Annotated in this window: 13 protein-coding genes; 6 read left to right on the top strand and 7 right to left on the bottom strand. The window is 60.9% G+C overall.

Annotated elements, in window-relative coordinates:
• Window positions 1-53: 53 nt before the first annotated feature.
• Window positions 54-674 carry a DUF922 domain-containing Zn-dependent protease gene (locus ACYJRZ_RS17615; RefSeq protein ID WP_459461012.1) on the top strand — a complete coding sequence of 207 codons (621 nt, stop codon included), beginning with the start codon at window positions 54-56 and terminating at the stop codon, window positions 672-674.
• Between the two features lie 48 nt (window positions 675-722).
• On the opposite strand, the gene ACYJRZ_RS17610 is transcribed toward ACYJRZ_RS17615, so the two are convergent.
• From ACYJRZ_RS17610 to ACYJRZ_RS17590, 5 genes are read right to left on the bottom strand one after another with little or no spacing between them, the layout of a single operon-like run.
• Window positions 723-1,448 carry a ribonuclease activity regulator RraA gene (locus ACYJRZ_RS17610; RefSeq protein ID WP_459461010.1) on the bottom strand — a complete coding sequence of 242 codons (726 nt, stop codon included), beginning with the start codon at window positions 1,446-1,448 and terminating at the stop codon, window positions 723-725.
• 18 nt (window positions 1,449-1,466) lie between these two features.
• Window positions 1,467-3,203, bottom strand: a complete 1,737-nt coding sequence (araD, locus tag ACYJRZ_RS17605) for an L-arabinonate dehydratase (RefSeq protein ID WP_459461009.1) — start codon at window positions 3,201-3,203, stop codon at window positions 1,467-1,469.
• 55 nt (window positions 3,204-3,258) lie between these two features.
• Window positions 3,259-4,122 (bottom strand): ABC transporter permease, encoded by an 864-nt coding sequence (locus ACYJRZ_RS17600; RefSeq protein ID WP_459461007.1) that lies wholly within the window; start codon window positions 4,120-4,122, stop codon window positions 3,259-3,261.
• 3 nt (window positions 4,123-4,125) lie between these two features.
• A complete protein-coding gene (locus ACYJRZ_RS17595; RefSeq protein ID WP_459461005.1) occupies window positions 4,126-4,941 on the bottom strand; it encodes an ABC transporter ATP-binding protein in 816 nt (271 codons plus the stop codon).
• Window positions 4,942-4,992: 51 nt separating this feature from the next.
• Window positions 4,993-5,997, bottom strand: coding sequence for an ABC transporter substrate-binding protein (locus ACYJRZ_RS17590; RefSeq protein ID WP_459461003.1), 1,005 nt, complete (start codon window positions 5,995-5,997; stop codon window positions 4,993-4,995).
• Between the two features lie 130 nt (window positions 5,998-6,127).
• Here ACYJRZ_RS17590 and ACYJRZ_RS17585 point away from each other — a divergent pair, with 130 nt between their 5' ends.
• From ACYJRZ_RS17585 to nadC, 5 genes are all read left to right on the top strand, one after another.
• Window positions 6,128-6,820: a GntR family transcriptional regulator gene (locus tag ACYJRZ_RS17585; RefSeq protein ID WP_459461001.1), complete on the top strand. Its 693-nt coding sequence runs from the start codon at window positions 6,128-6,130 to the stop codon at window positions 6,818-6,820.
• Window positions 6,821-7,413: 593 nt separating this feature from the next.
• Window positions 7,414-8,316: an NUDIX hydrolase gene (locus tag ACYJRZ_RS17580; protein ID WP_459460999.1), complete on the top strand. Its 903-nt coding sequence runs from the start codon at window positions 7,414-7,416 to the stop codon at window positions 8,314-8,316.
• 70 nt (window positions 8,317-8,386) lie between these two features.
• The gene (gene nadA, locus ACYJRZ_RS17575) at window positions 8,387-9,358 is read left to right on the top strand and encodes a quinolinate synthase NadA (RefSeq protein ID WP_459460997.1); all 972 of its coding nucleotides are present in this window, start codon (window positions 8,387-8,389) and stop codon (window positions 9,356-9,358) included.
• Window positions 9,355-10,896, top strand: coding sequence for an L-aspartate oxidase (locus ACYJRZ_RS17570; protein ID WP_459460995.1), 1,542 nt, complete (start codon window positions 9,355-9,357; stop codon window positions 10,894-10,896). Before nadA ends, ACYJRZ_RS17570 begins: the two co-directional genes overlap by 4 nt.
• A gap of 1 nt (window position 10,897) precedes the next feature.
• Window positions 10,898-11,755, top strand: a complete 858-nt coding sequence (nadC, locus tag ACYJRZ_RS17565; RefSeq protein ID WP_459460993.1) for a carboxylating nicotinate-nucleotide diphosphorylase — start codon at window positions 10,898-10,900, stop codon at window positions 11,753-11,755.
• A 16-nt stretch (window positions 11,756-11,771) separates the two neighbouring features.
• Here nadC and ACYJRZ_RS17560 read toward each other — a convergent pair whose 3' ends face one another.
• Both ACYJRZ_RS17560 and ACYJRZ_RS17555 read right to left on the bottom strand, forming a co-directional pair.
• The gene (locus ACYJRZ_RS17560) at window positions 11,772-12,548 is read right to left on the bottom strand and encodes an SDR family oxidoreductase (protein WP_459460991.1); all 777 of its coding nucleotides are present in this window, start codon (window positions 12,546-12,548) and stop codon (window positions 11,772-11,774) included.
• Between the two features lie 101 nt (window positions 12,549-12,649).
• On the bottom strand, window positions 12,650-13,510 hold the full coding sequence (locus ACYJRZ_RS17555; protein ID WP_459460990.1) for a MurR/RpiR family transcriptional regulator: 861 nt from the start codon (window positions 13,508-13,510) through the stop codon (window positions 12,650-12,652).
• Between the last annotated feature and the right edge of the window lie 31 nt (window positions 13,511-13,541).

The following is a 13,541-nucleotide window of genomic DNA, read 5'->3' as shown; positions in this document are numbered from 1 at the left end:
GCTCATTGAAATGGCTGAGGTCACCCGGTAGCTTTGCCGCGCTTGAGTGGGGCATGCAGGGGACGTTCGTGAAAGCAGACATTCGATTACTGGTAGCGGTGACGTGCATTGCCTCTTTGCCGATGGCCGCCCATGCCGAGTGGCAGGCGGTCGAGACGACCAAGACCTACGCGATTGCCGGCACATCGGGGCGCGAGCTCTACGATTCAATCGGCGAGCGCGGTCCGTTGCTCGGACCCAAGGTGAGGGCGATTGCCCATACCGATTTCAAGCTGACCTGGACGCGGAAATATGAGCTGCAGCCGGACGGCGCCTGCAAGATCACGGTCAACATACCGAAGCTGATCATCACCTACACATTGCCGAAACCTTCGGCGCAATTGCCGCCATCGGCCCGCAAAAGTTGGCAGAAGTTCATCGCCGGGGTCGAAGCCCACGAGCGGGTGCATGGCGGCTTCATCAAGGACATGGTCAAGGAAATCGAAGCCATGAGTGTCGGCTTTTCCGTGCCCGACGACCCGAAATGCAGCAAGATACGCGTGGAACTGACCAAGCGGCTCGGTGAGATTTCCAACAGGGAACGGCAGCGCAACAGCGATTTCGATAGGGTCGAATTCAGCGATGGCGGCAATCTTCAGCAGCTCGTTTTGAAGCTAGTCAAGGAAGAGCAATGAGGGAACCGCAGCCGGCCGCATCCGTCGGCTGCGTCACCTGATGTAGCCTTATCGACCCCTCTGCTTCCGCCATTCCGCGAACTTCTGTTTCGGGGCGTCGCTGGTCGCCGGGTAGAGGCCGATGATGGTGGCGCCGTTCATGACCTCTTCGGTAACGAAATCCTCATAGGCCGTCATTTCCACGGTCTCTGTGGCAATCTCGTCGGCGAGATGCGCCGGAATAACGATGACGCCCTCATTGTCGCCGACGAGAACGTCGCCGGGGAAAACCGCGACATCGCCGCAGCCGATCGGGCCGTTGATTTCGATGGCCTGATGCAGCGTCAGGTTCGTCGGCGCGGACGGGCGGTGATGATAGGAGGGGATGTCGAGGGCGGCGATTTCCGGGCTGTCGCGGAATCCGCCATCGGTAACGACACCGGCCACGCCACGCACCTGCAGCCGCGAAACGAGGATGGAGCCTGCCGAGGCAGCGCGCGCATCCTTGCGGCTATCCATGACGAGCACGAATCCGGGCGGGCACTGCTCGACGGCGGCGCGTTGCGGATGCTCGGGGTTGCGGAAGACTTCGAGCGTATTCAGGTCTTCGCGCGCCGGAATATAGCGCAACGTGAAGGCCTGGCCGACCATGTTCGCCTTCTTCGGCGAGAGCGGCCGCACATCCTGAATGAACTGGTTGCGCAGGCCGCGCCGGAAAAGTGCGGTGGCGATCGTCGGTGTTGCGACGCCCATCAGCTTGTCGCGCGTCTCATTGCTCAGCACATAATTGCTCATGCGATATATCCCTCGTGATCAATAGATGTCGGGTTCGCCCGGTGTCGGGCCGAAGCCGGTTTCCAGGAAGTCGAAATCGCAGCCGGTATCGGCCTGCGCCACATGGCGCGAGAACATCCAGCCATAGCCGCGGCCGAATTTTTCCGCAGGCTTGACCCATGCGTCGCGCCGCCGCTGCAGCTCGTCCTCGTCGACAAGCATGTCGATGCGCCGCGCTTCGAGATCGAGGCGGACGATATCGCCGTTGCGCAGCAGCGCCAGCGGTCCACCGACATGCGATTCCGGCGAGACGTGCAGAATGCAGGCGCCGTAGCTGGTACCGCTCATGCGGGCATCGGAGAGGCGGAGCATATCCCTGTGCCCTTTCTTCAGAAGCGCCTTCGGGATCGGCAGCATGCCCCATTCGGGCATACCGGGGCCGCCTTGCGGGCCGGCACCGCGCAGCACCATGACGTGGTCGGGCGTGATGTCGAGATCCTCGTTGTCGACCGCCGCCTTCATCTCCGGATAGCTGTCGAAGACCAGCGCCGGTCCCTGGTGCTTGTGGAAGCGCGGATCGCAGGCGGCGGGCTTGATGACGGCGCCGGTCGGTGCAAGATTGCCCTTCAGCACCGCAAGCGACCCCTCATGATAGACCGGATTGTCGAGCGAGCGGATCACGTCGTCATTGTAGCATTTCGCCCCCTCCAACGTTTCGCCGAGGGTGACACCGGAGACTGTCAGCGCCGAGAGATCGAGCTTCGAGGAGAGCTTCGCCATCAGCGCACGCAGGCCGCCGGCATAGTAGAAATCCTCCATGAGATATGCTTTGCCCGTCGGCCGGATATTGGCAAGCACCGGCGTCGTGCGCCCGGCCTCATCGAGATCGTCGAGCGAAAGCTTGACGCCGGCGCGGCGTGCCATCGCGATCAGATGGACGACGGCATTGGTGGAACAGCCCGTCGCCATCGCGACGGCGACGGCATTGTTGACGGCGGCCAGCGTGACGATCTTCGAGGGGACGAGATCTTCCCAAACCATCTCGACGATGCGCCGGCCGACGGCCGAGGACATGCGGATATGATTGGCGTCCGGGGCAGGGATCGAACTCGCGCCCGGCAGAGTGAGGCCCAGCGCCTCGGCGATCGCAGTCATCGTGCTTGCCGTGCCCATGGTCATGCAGTGACCGTAGGAGCGGGCAATACCGGCCTCGACATCGACCCATTCCTTCTCCGAGATGGTGCCGGCGCGGCGCTCATCCCAGAATTTCCAGGCATCGGAGCCTGAGCCCAGATATTCGCCACGGTAATTGCCGCGCAGCATCGGGCCGGCCGGCAGATAGATCATCGGCAGCCCCATGGAAAGCGCGCCCATCACGAGGCCAGGCGTGGTCTTGTCGCAGCCGCCCATTAGCACGGCGCCGTCGACCGGATGCGAGCGCAAAAGCTCTTCTGTTTCCATCGCCAGCATGTTGCGATAGAGCATGGTCGTCGGTTTCACATAGCTTTCCGACAGCGACAGTGCCGGCAGTTCGAGCGGAAAGCCGCCGGCCTGCAGGATGCCGCGTTTGACGTCCTCGACGCGATGCTTGAAATGGGCATGACACGGATTGGCGTCGGACCAGGTGTTGAGGATGGCGATAACGGGCTTGTCCGCCCATTCTTCGGGCGCATAGCCCATCTGCATGGTGCGTGAGCGATGCCCCGAGCTTCTCAGATCATCAGGCGCAAACCATCTGGCGCTGCGCAAGTCCTGGGGCTTCTTCCTGCTATTCATTGTATTTACGCCTTGTATTCGAATGTTGGTCGAAGGGATAAATCCGTGCGCCGCATCATTCCTTCATACCCCATTTTAGCAGGGTGCGCCGCTCGATGGTCTGGAAGACCAGGTTTTCGACAATAAGCCCGATGACGATCACAGTCAGCAGGCCGGCAAAGACTGCGGGGATATCGAGAAGATTGCGGTTTTCGAAGATGAACCAGCCGAGGCCGCCCTGGCCGGAAGAGACGCCGAAGACAAGCTCGGCGGCGATCAGCGTGCGCCAGGAAAAGGCCCAGCCGATCTTCAGGCCGGTCAGGATCGATGGGAAGGCGGCGGGGATCAGGATGCGGAAGACATAGGAAAGACCCGTCAGCCCATAATTGGCGCCGACCATGCGCAAGGTGCGCGAGACGCCGAGAAAGCCTGCGTGCGTGTTCAGAGCGACGGCCCAGAGGACGGAATGTATGAGCACGAAGACGAGGCTTGCCGGTCCCAGCCCGAACCAGATGAGGGCGAGCGGCAAGAGCGAGATGGCCGGCAGCGGATTGAACATCGCCGTCATGGTTTCGAGGAAATCGGTGCCGATGCGGGTATTGATTGCAACGACCGTCAGTACGGCGGCGAGCACCGTTCCCGAGATGTAGCCCGTCACCAGTATCTTCAGCGTGGTCCAGATGCGGGCCGGCAGTACGCCGTCGGCGAAACGGTCGTAAAGCGCCGTCAGCGTATCGCTCAGCGTCGGAAACAGCAGCGGATTGTCGAGATGCCGGGCATAGGCCTCCCATATGACGGCAAGGATAACGATCAGCAATGACTTGCGGAATAGGCCCGACTGCCAGAGGAGCTCGATCGTGCCAAGCTTCTGCTCGACAGCTGCGATATGGCCGGCTGCTTCCGTTGTCTGTGGAGCGAGGATGATCTGTGGCGCGCTCATGGTTTACTCCCTGTGTCCCTGCTCGGCAAACAGCATGTGGTGGATCTCCTGCTCCAGTTTCGCGGCGGCGGCAGGGTCGTCACGTACGGCTTCCACATCGCGCACTTCGGCCTTGACGCGGCCGGGGTGCGGCGACAGCAAAAGGATACGGTTGGAAATCTTGATCGCCTCGGCGATCGAGTGCGTCACGAAGATGACGGTGAAACGGGTATCTTCCCAGAGCTGGAGGAGCTCATCCTGCATCTGCCGGCGGGTAAGGGCATCGAGCGCTGCGAAGGGCTCGTCCATCAGCAGAATATCGGGCTGCATCGCCATGCCGCGGGCAATCGCGACACGCTGTTTCATGCCGCCTGACAGCATGTGCGGATAGGTGTCGACGGCACGGGTGAGCTTGACCTTTTCGATATAATCGCGGGCGATGGCTTGGGCTTCGCTGCGCGGCAGGCGGCGGGCCGTCGTCAGCGGGAACATGACGTTTTCCAGCACCGTCTTCCAGGGCAACAGCTGGTCGAATTCCTGGAAGACCATCATGCGGTCGGCGCCCGGCTTCCTGACCGGTTGTCCCTTGATCTCGATGCGGCCAGCGGTCGGTGTCATATAGCCGCCGATCGCTTTCAGCAGGGTCGATTTTCCGCAGCCGGAAGGTCCCAGGAGGACGAAGCGGTCGGACTGGGCGACCGAAAAACTGACGTTTTCCGTCGCAGTGATGAGCAGGTTCGGCGTCTTGTAGCGAAGCGTTACCTTGTCGACATTCAGAAGCGGTGTCGCAGTCATTGTTTCCGTCATCGGCATGTCAGCACGCGTTTTTGCCTGAAGCATGAGCCTTCTCCGTGGGGTAGCTTGAAGGCGGCATTCGCGCCGCCCGCGGCATCAGTTGCCATTGAGATCGGCGGCTTCCGGCAGGTAATAGTCGGTCCAGGCCTTGGGCATGGTCTTCAGCGTACCGATCTTGTGGAGATGAGCCGCGAACTTCATGGTTCCCTGCGGATCCATGCGGAACTCCATCATGTGCGGCTCGTTCAGGATCGCCAAAAGGTCCTCGATGCTGGTCTTGTCGCCGCTGACGGTCTTGTAGGCTTCCACGGCCGATTTCGGATCCTTCTTGATGAAGTCGATCGCTTCAGCCGTTGCCTCGCGCACCGCCTTGATGATCGTCGGGTTGGCGGTTGCGAACTGGGTGGTGGTGAAGAAGGTGCCTTGGGTCAGTTCGCCGCCGATGATGTCGCGAGAATCGATGACCTTGTGAACGCCCGGCTGCTTCAGCTCGAGATATTGGAAGGGCGGGGCGGAGAAGTGGTTCTTGACCTCATGGGTCTGGTTGGCAAGGGCTGCCATCGCATCAGGATGGCCAAGCTGCACCGTATTGGCGTCGAACTTGTGCACCTGGTCGGCGCCATACATTTGCGCTGCGGCCATCTGTAAGAGGATTGCCTGCGTGGAGACGCCGACCGTCGGCACGGCGATCTTGTCGCCCGCCTGAATATCCTTCAACGACTGGATGCGCGGATCGCGCGAAACCATGATGACGGGCTGGGCCGAATTGGTGACGATGCCCTTGACCTTGCCTCTGGTGCGGTCCCAAAGCAGCAGGAGATTGCCGGTGCCGGTGTTGACGATGTCGACGTTGCCGGACAGCAGTGCGTCGGTCTGCGCGCCGCCGCCGCTGAAGGTGCGCCATTCCACCTTGACGCCCTGAAGGCCATCGGCTGCCGCATGCTTCTCGATCAGCTTCTGCGTCTCCATGACGTGACTGGCGAGATAGAGAATGCCGGGCTGGCGCGTGATCGAAATATCCGTCTTTTCGGCTGCTCCGGCTGAAAAGCTGCCCGCAATCACCATGCCGACCGCAGTCAGACAGCGAAGAAATCCTCTCATTTGCTCCTCCCGATTGATCCAACCCTTGAGAAACGAGGTTGGCGCCGATCCACTAAAGCACTAATGTATCAGTGCATCAAGCCCTGAATTGTGCTTAATAAGTAGACGCTCTTGACCAGAAAGGCCGCCAGTGAAGCTCAATCCGAAAGAATTTGCCCTCGATCGCTCCCGCCAAGTCGCGCCTCAGATTCTCGAGATCCTGCGATCGCGCATTCTTTCGATGAGCCTGCCGCCAACGACGGTCTTGTCGCGCATCTCGCTGCAAAGCGAATTCAATGTCAGTCAGACCCCCGTGCGCGATGCCCTGATCCGGCTTGAAGAGGAGGGGCTGGTGGAGGTCTATCCGCAATATGCGACTGTCGTTGCGAGGATCGATATCCGCAACGCGACGGAGGCGCATTTCCTGCGATTGTCGATCGAACTGGAGGCGGTCCGCAGGCTGGCTGCCGAATCACCTGCAGAAACCGCGGCAATACTGGAAGGTATCCTGGCCCGTCAAAAGCATGTGGCGTCGCAGGAAACCTATGACCTCTTCGATATGCTCGACAAGGATTTCCATCGCGTTCTCTATGAGCGAGCCGGCATTCTTGGTCTCTGGTCCACCGTCCGACGCCAGAGCGTGCATCTCGACCGGCTGCGCATGCTCAATCTGCCAATGCCAGGCAAACTCGAACAAATCATTGTCGATCATCAGGCCGTGGTCGATGCTATCAGCTCGGCCGATGCGGAGGCCGCCGTCGCAGCTCTGCGCAAGCATTTGTCGGGCACCTTGTCGATTGTCGATCTTATTTGCGAGCAACATCCGGATTATGTGAGCCGTTAGATCGAAAAATACGACGGAGTAGGCCAGTTGGATTGGCTGCGGCGGCAGCCAAGGGGCAATATTGCCGCCAATCACGAGGAAACGGGTAACCTAGTTGACGGCAGAAACTCATCGAGCGCATCATAGCAATGAAGGTCTGAGGCTGTATATTTTTATTTCACCACTCAGGGAGGTGATCTTGGAAGCGCCCAATACCCTCGTCATTGATCTCCTGATTTTCCTGAAAGCTGGTCCCCGACCTTATCACGAGGTCATGGATGCATGGCGGACGAGTTGTCCCAGGTTGTCCATCTGGGAGGATGCGGTAGATCTTGGCCTTGTTGAACGAGAGCAAGGCTTTGTGGTCCTCACCGAAGCGGGCAGAAATCTGCTGCCATCGTAGGGATTGCAATTCCTGATGATCGGCTTGCTGTAATTCACATGGGGCGACGCAATCTCGCCGCTGCTGGTGGGCTGCGGCTGGCTTTTATGTCCCGAATTGGACATTTCAGCTCTTCAGGCAACCCTTGAGGTGTGGAGCACGCCAGCACCCGCATTGGCTTGCGCTTCGCTTCATGCGACAACGTTACAGGGAAGTAATTCATGGAGTTCGCTTGACCATCGGGCTTGCGCATGCCGAGTTGATCGCGGTTCTGACGGCCGTTACGGGCGGCGATCCAAGGGTGATGACGGTGCGGTCGGGCGACGCCTTGCCATCCGGTCCGTTCGAGCTTGGGCATCGCACGCTGCAAAGCGGGTTGCGCGAATGGGTTCAGGAGCAGACGGCTCACCCAGTCGGCTATCTTGAGCAGCTCTATACCTTTGCCGATCGGGATCGCAACAATGACATTCTCGGCGGCCGTACGATTTCGATCAGCTATCTTGGGCTGGTGCGCGAGCAGGCGGCCCCCGGCGGCGGCATGCCTGGCTGGCACGGCTGGTACGAATATTTCCCCTGGGAGGATCATCGGGGCGGGCGACCGCCGATGCTGGACGATATCGCCGCTCGGCTCACATCCTGGATCGAGGAGGACGCGATGCGCAGGGGGCAGCGCCGCCGGCGGGCCGACTTCGACTTCGGGCTGAATGGTGCGGCGTGGAACGAGGATCTTGTCCTGCAGCGTTATGAACTGCTCTATGAGGCACGTCTCGTCGCCGAGGCGGGCTGCGATCTCAAGCACAATTTCGGCAGGTCGATGTTTGCCGATCATCGCCGTATCCTCGCGACGGGCATGGCGCGGCTCAGAGCCAAGATCAAATATCGTCCGGTCGTCTTCGAACTCATGCCCGAAAATTTCACGCTTCTGCAATTGCAGAAAACCGTGGAGGCGCTGGCAGGCCTGACCCTGCATAAACAGAACTTCCGTCGGCTGATCGAGCAGCAGGAACTGGTCGAAGAGACCGGGGGGACAGAAAGCGAGACGGGCGGCCGTCCCGCAAAGCTTTTCCGCTTCCGCCGTTCCGTCCTTGAAGAGCGTGAATTCGCCGGAACCAAATTACCCCTCTCCCGCAATTGACATATACTCATTTCGAGAATATCTATTTGTTCATGATATGCTCAAAATGAGTATAAATTAGGAGCCGGCCATGAATCTTCCCATATCCGCATCCTCCCTCTATGATCGTGTCCGCCGCGTCATCCCGAAAGCCGAATGGCTGATGTTTCAGGATGACGTCGAGGCGATCCTCGAATTGAAGCGGCGGCACAATGCCGTCATTCTCGCACACAACTATCAGACGCCGGAAATCTTCCATGGCGTTGCCGATATCGTCGGCGACAGTCTCGCGCTTGCCCGTAAGGCGGTCGAAGTAGACGCCGATATCATCGTCCTTGCCGGCGTGCATTTCATGGCCGAGACCGCGAAGTTGTTGAACCCGGAAAAGACGGTTCTGATCCCCGACATGGAGGCCGGTTGCTCCCTCGCGGAATCGATCACACCGGAAGATATCGCACTGCTGCGGCAAGCCCATCCGGGAGTTCCGGTCGTCACCTACGTCAATACGTCGGCAGCCGTGAAGGCGGCTTCCGATATCTGCTGCACCTCGGGCAATGCCCGGCAAGTGGTGGAATCGCTCGGCGTGCCGAAGGTGCTGATGCTGCCGGATGAATATCTGGCACGCAACGTCGCACGCGAAACCAATGTCGAGCTCATCGCCTGGCATGGGCATTGCGAGGTTCACGAACTCTTCACCGCGGACGATATACGCCAACTCCGCGAGAATTATCCCGGCGTGACCGTATTGGCCCATCCGGAATGCCCACCCGATGTCGTCGAGGCGGCGGACTTCGCCGGCTCGACGGCGGTCATGTCCGACTATGTCGGCAAGAAACGTCCATCGCGCGTGGTGCTACTCACCGAATGTTCGATGAGCGACAATGTCGCCGTGCATCATCCGGATGTGGAATTCATCCGCCCGTGCACTCTCTGCCCGCACATGAAGCGCATCACGCTTGGCAATATCCGCAAGGCCTTGGAAGAGAGACGGCATGAGGTGACCATTGACCCGGCAATTGCCGCAGATGCCCGAAGCGCAGTGGAAAGGATGCTGGCGATATGAGCGAGATTCGTGAAGACTTGAGCGGCCGCGTCGTCATCGTCGGCAGCGGCCTCGCGGGATTGGTGACGGCGCTGACGCTGGCGCCTCAGCCGACGATCATTGTTACCCGCGCCCTGATCGGTGCGGAGACATCGAGCGCCTGGGCGCAGGGTGGCATCGCTGCCAGCATGGGCGAGGGCGACAGTGCGGCCCTGCATCTTGCCGATACGCTTGCTGCTGGCGATGGACTTTGCGATGCAAAGGTCGCGGCAAGGATCGTTGCCGAAGCCCCTGCCGCCATCGCGGCGCTGGAGCATTTCGGTGTCGAGTTCGACCGCAACGATGCCGGGGAATTGTCCCTCGGCCTCGAAGCTGCCCATTCGCTTCGACGTATCGTGCACTCCAAGGGCGATGGGTCGGGTGCCGCCATCGTCCGCGCGCTCGCCGAGGCGGTCGCCCGCACGCCGTCGATCACGGTGCTCGAGGGCTATCAGGCGCAGAGGCTGCTGCTGGATGGGGATCGCGTCGCCGGCCTTCTGTGCCTGAACGATAAGGACAGTGTTGTGCTGCCGTCCTCGCGCATCGTTCTCGCCACGGGCGGTATCGGCGGTCTGTTCGATGCCACGACCAATCCGGTCGGCAATTTCGGGCAGGGGATTGTGCTCGCCGCACGGGTCGGGGCACGGCTTGCCGATATGGAGTTCGTGCAATTTCATCCGACGGCGCTCGACAGCCGCCGTCGTCCGCTGGCGCTTGTCAGCGAAGCCGTCCGCGGGGAGGGCGCGCTTCTCGTCAATGAAAGCGGTGAGCGCTTCATGGCTGACGTCGAAGGTGCCGAACTTGCGCCGCGCGATGTCGTCGCGCGCGCCATCAGCGCGCAAATCGCACGCGGCGGCCGGGTATTTCTCGATGCGCGAGCTGCGCTCGGCAACCGCTTTGGCAGCCGCTTTCCGGTGATCGAAGCCCTTTGCAACGACGCGGGTGTGGATCCCGCGAGTGATCTCATTCCGGTGCGGCCGGCCGTCCACTACCACATGGGCGGCGTTGCGACCGACGAGAACGGCCGCAGTTCGGTTCCCGGCCTATGGGTGGTAGGCGAGGCGGCTTCCACTGGGCTGCATGGCGCCAACCGCCTTGCCAGCAACTCCCTGTTGGAGGCTGCGGTCATGGGCATGCGAGCGGCGCGCGATATCGCCAGCACGAATTCAAGCTCCGCTAAGTTGCCGAAACATTTCCCCGAAACATTCGTGCCAGATCCGACGCTCGTTCGGCCGATCGTCTCGCGGCATCTTGGCGTGCTGCGCAATGCTGGCGCCATTCATGGCGCGATCGCAGCACTTCTGCCGCTTTGCGAGAGCGAAGGTCCGGCGACCGACCCGGCGATAGTGGGCCTGCTGATCGCCGTTTTCGCAAATCTCCGGATGGAATCTCGCGGCGCTCATGCCCGCACGGATTTTCCGCTGAAACTGCAGCACGCGCAGCGCCGCACGATGTATCTCACCGACGCCCTTGATATCGCCCGGTCCGTCGTTCCCTATTCGATGGCAAGGAGTGCCTGACATGATGCTTGCTCCCCTCTCGCGCCTAATCGTCGAGCCATTGGTGCGCAATGCATTGGTCGAAGATCTTGGCCTCGCCGGCGACGTCACATCCACGGCCGTTATTCCAGCTGAACATCGGTCCCGCGTTGCTATGGTCACCCGCCAGCCGGGCGTTGTCGCGGGCCTCGATGCCTCCGAGCTGGCCTTCCAGTTGGTCGATCCCGCTATCGTCATGACCCGTCACGTGCCCGACGGTACGAAGGTTGATGCCGGCGAGGTCATCGCGATGATCGAAGGGCCATCCCGCGGCCTGCTGACAGCGGAACGCACCGCGCTCAATTTCCTTGGCCATCTCTCTGGTATCGCCTCCGTGACCGGTAGCATCGTCGAGGCGATCGCCGGCACGAAGGCCTCGATCGTCTGCACGCGCAAGACGACGCCGGGTCTCCGGGCGCTGGAAAAATACGCCGTGCGCGCCGGCGGCGGCATGAACCATCGCTTCGCGCTCTATGACGCCGTGCTGATCAAAGACAATCACGTCGCTATTGCCGGTGGCATCACTGAAGCCATCCGTCGTGCCAAGGCCGGTGTGGGCCATATGGTCAAGATCGAGGTCGAGGTGGATACGCTGGAGCAGCTTCGCGAAGCGATGCAGGAGGGCGTCGACGCCGTGTTGCTCGATAATATGACACCGGATCAGTTGCGCGAGGCAGTAGATATTGTCGGCGGCCGGGCGATCACCGAAGCATCCGGCCGCATCACGCCGGCGACGGCTTCCGCAATCGCCGCTACCGGCGTCGATCTCATCTCCGTCGGCTGGCTGACGCATAGCGCACCGACGCTCGATATCGGGCTGGACTGGAAGGCGGCGGCCTAGAGCCGCCGATCCCCGGTCAAACGACGACCGGCATCTGCGCGCCGTCCATACTGATCACAACGCCGGTGACGTAGCCTGCTTTGGCCGAGCTGAGGAAGGCGACGACATTGGCTATGTCGGTGGGATCGGCCATGCGGCCGAGCGGAATACGCTTCAGTGCCTCGGCAAGCGCTTCCTCCTCGGTCGAGCCTGAGATCTTCGCCGCCGCCTTCAGGCCTTCAGCAACGCGATCCGTTTCGGTGAGGCCAGGATTGAGGCCGATGACACGCACCCCCTTGCCGGCATAGGCGTTGGCAAGCCCGACGCTTGCAAGCATCAGGGCGGCGTTGGCCGAACCGCCTGCCAGGTGGACGGGCGAGGCGATCTTGCCGCCGTTGCCGATGATATTGATGACGGCGCCCGTGCCGCGCGCGCCCATGTGTTTAATGACGGGATCGATCACGTTGATATATGAAAAGAACTTCGCGTCCATGGCGGCACGCCAGATGGCGGGCGTCAACTCATCCGCCGGCGTGCGCGCCGCAGCGCCCGCGCTGTTGACGAGGATGTCGATCGGGCCGATGTCGGACTCGACTTTGTTCACCACGGCAAGTGCCTGCTCGTCGGAGATCAGGTCGGCGGCATAGCCACGCGCATCCGGAAGCCTGGAAAGAGCAGCATCGATATTGGACTGCGAGCGTGAGCAGATTGCAACTCGGGCGCCTTCCTGCAGGAAGAGTCCAGCACAGGCATAGCCGATGCCCTTCGAGCCGCCCGTGATCAGAACGACTTTATCCTTGAGGCCAAGGTCCATGGGATGTCTCCGGTATGATTTGCTTGGATCGCCAAGCTACGTCCCGAAATCACCACCGTACAGGGTGGTGGCCGTCACAGCTTAGTTACCGGCGCGCGATCTTATGAAAGACGCTTGGCTTTCAGCACGGAAACGGCCGTTTCGCTATTATGGACATAGTCGTTGGCGTCGGGCTGACGCTGCATGAGGAGAATGAACAGAAGATCAGTCAGCATTAGCTGTGCATCGCGGGCGGTAATGGCCGACGAGCGGACGCGATCTTCATCGCCGACGGTATGGAGGCAGATATCGGCGACGCGGGAAAGCGGGTTGTCCTGCAGTCCGGTGACCGCAATGACGGTCGCCTGGCGCTGGCTTGCCAGCTCCGCAATCCGCAGCGTCTCAATGCTGGCGCCGGAATAGGACAGTGCAAAGAGCAGGTCGTCAGGCCCAAGCGTCGACGCATTGGCCATCTGCACATGGCTGTCGCTGTCATGCAGCACGTTACGGCCGAGCTTCATCAGCTTGTAAGAAAAATCGCGCGCCACCAGCGACGAGGCGCCGACGCCGGCCAGATGGATGCGCCTTGCATCATGAAGCGCCTCGAGCGCTTTTTCGATATCGGCTTCGTTGTTGACGGAAATGGTCTGCTGCATGGCCTGCATCTTGCTGCCTAGCAGCTTCTGAAGGATCGTAAGATAGCCGTCGCCTACTTCGATCGTGCCGTGGATCATGCCGGCCGGCGCCTGCCATTCCTGCGCCTTGGCCTCGCTGACGGCAAGCTTCAATTCCTGATAGCCGGCATAGCCGAGCTTCTGGCTGAACTTGACGACGCTCGACTGGCTGCGGCCGGTTTCGACCGCGAGTGCTGCTGAGGACAGCCGCAGCATCTGGTCGGGATTATCGACGATGAACTGTCCGATCTGACGATCGGCGGGAGCCATGGTTTCGAGCTGCGCGCTGATTTTCCTTAAGATCGACATTTGTCCCTTCGAGCCATCAAGGCCGCTTTAC

The sequence above is a fragment of the Rhizobium sp. No.120 genome (assembly GCF_054558365.1).
Note: the sequence above shows the minus strand (reverse complement) of the source record. Positions and strands in the feature narration are given on the sequence as shown.